At 69.1% G+C, this 795-nt stretch carries 2 protein-coding genes; both read left to right on the forward strand.

What is annotated here, in order from left to right:
* Positions 1-620: phosphotransferase (locus E1266_RS37530; protein WP_132055362.1), on the forward strand; the 620-nt coding region annotated here is incomplete at its 5' end.
* A partial coding sequence (locus tag E1266_RS37535; protein ID WP_207946171.1) for a cobalamin biosynthesis protein occupies positions 604-795 on the forward strand: 192 nt, incomplete at its 3' end. The genes E1266_RS37530 and E1266_RS37535, both read left to right, overlap by 17 nt.

Raw genomic sequence — 795 nt, forward strand, 5'->3', positions numbered from 1 at the left:
ATGAGCGGGGGCGGGAGGTTCTCAGCTGGGTGCCGGGGGAGGTGCCTCGGCGGCCGCTGGAGGGGCATGTCGTTTCGGACGAGGTGCTCAAAGGGGTCGGGCGGCTGCTGCGGCGGTACCACGACGCGGTGGAGTCGTATGAGGCGCCGGAAGGGGCGCCTTGGGACGGGGTGACCTCGAACCTGGACGGGGAGCCCGAGATCATCGGGCATTGTGATGTGACGCCGGAGAATGTGGTCTTCCGGGGCGGGGTGCCGGTCGCGCTGATCGATTTCGATCTGGCGCGGCCCACGACGCGGTTGTTCGATGTGGTGACGGCGCTGCGGCATTGGGGGCCCATCGCCGATCCCGCGGACAGGGACGCGCTGCTCTACCGGGTGGATGTCGGACGTCGGTTGCGGGTCTTCTGTGATGCGTACGGGCTGGATGAGGTGCGGCGGCGGGAAGTGCTGCCGGCGGCTCGGGTGAGGTTCGAGCGGTCCTATCGGGCGATGCGGCTTCGGGCGGAGAGCGGGGGGAGTTGGGGGCGGATGTGGCGTGGCGGTGCCGGGCAGCGGATACGGCGGGCGCAGGACTGGCTGGAGCGGCACTGGGACGAGCTTGATGCGCGTCTCTGCTGAGGGTCTGGTCCTCGGGGTCGCGTTGGACGCGCTTTTGGGGGATCCGAAGAAATGGCATCCGGTCGCCGGGTTCGGGCGGGTCGCCTCGGTGGCCGAGCGGTATCTGTATGCGGATACGCGGTGGCGTGGGGTCGTTTACGTCGGCGTTCTTGTGGGGGGTGCGGGCTGTCTATTA

The sequence above is a fragment of the Actinomadura sp. 7K534 genome (genome assembly GCF_004348575.1).
Classification (GTDB): Bacteria; Actinomycetota; Actinomycetes; order Streptosporangiales; family Streptosporangiaceae; genus Spirillospora; species Spirillospora livida.